The sequence below is a fragment of the Desulfovibrio sp. 1188_IL3213 genome (assembly GCF_036763145.1).
In the GTDB taxonomy this organism is placed as follows: Bacteria; Desulfobacterota; Desulfovibrionia; order Desulfovibrionales; family Desulfovibrionaceae; genus Desulfovibrio.
In genome coordinates this window covers 1-930 of the sequence record NZ_JBAIYR010000645.1, presented here as the reverse complement: position 1 = coordinate 930, position 930 = coordinate 1, and the positions used below count along the sequence as shown (strand labels likewise).

The 930-nt window shown below is 58.3% G+C and carries 1 protein-coding gene and 1 pseudogene; one reads left to right on the top strand and one right to left on the bottom strand.

Features of this window, described 5'->3' with window-relative positions:
* Positions 1–221: 23S rRNA (pseudouridine(1915)-N(3))-methyltransferase RlmH (locus V6C16_RS14260; protein ID WP_333543558.1), on the top strand; the 221-nt coding region annotated here is incomplete at its 5' end.
* Positions 222–248: 27 nt separating this feature from the next.
* Here V6C16_RS14260 and V6C16_RS14255 read toward each other — a convergent pair.
* A pseudogene (locus V6C16_RS14255) lies at positions 249–930 on the bottom strand (STT3 domain-containing protein); the annotation flags it as partial.

Genomic DNA, 930 nt, shown 5'->3' with positions numbered 1-930 from the left:
ATCTGGCCGCCCTGCTGCGCCAACTGGATCAGGACGCGCGGGGACGGGCCTGCTTTATCGTGGGCGGAGCCTGGGGCCTGGACGACGCTGTGCGTCAGCGGGCCTTCAAGGTGCTGAGCCTTTCGGACATGACTCTGCCCCACGAACTGGCCCGCGTGGTGCTGCTTGAGCAGATCTACCGCGCCGAATGCATTTTGCGCAAAGTGCCTTACCACCATTGACGCCGCCGGAAACCGCCAGATTTTCTTTTACAATACCTCATAAATTCTGGCGAAAACATTGTCGTACACCAGTTTGAAGTATGGCGAGAAACGCGGGCTTTGCGGGTCGCCTACCAAAAGCTGCACCATGAGGGAATTATACAGCCCCTCGTCCATAGCCAGCTTTTCGTCCGTAACCCTGTTAAAAAGAAAGTTGACATTGCGCCGCCGGGACAAAAAGTCCCGCTGTTCCTGCGGCGAAGCGTCGGGGTGGGCGTCAAACCACTCCTGCACATAGTTGCGCCGGGTAACGCCCGTTTCTTCAAAAACATTGATGGATGAAGCATAGATGGCGCTGGTGCTGCCCTCAAGACGCACCTCGCCGGAATCCAGCCTGTAGGCAAGCTCCTGCGGCACAATGGACAGCGCCCCGCCCTCGCCTGAATGGGTAATAAAATTCCAGTTGCCGAAATTGCTTATCCAGAAGCCCAGACGAAGCATCTCAAAACTCACCACCACAAAAAGACGCCCCCTGGCCTCAATGAGCGGCGTTTCATCGGAGCGCAGCCTGTCCATAAGCACCTGGGCCGACGTTCCGTCCAGCCCTTCAAAAACATTGCCAGGCTCATTGCCGCGCTGCGCCGTGTAGCGGATAAGCTGGCGCGCAAAGCGGGCATTGTCGGTGGCGAATACGGCGGCGGGCAGGTACAGCGAAGGCCCGGCATGCTGC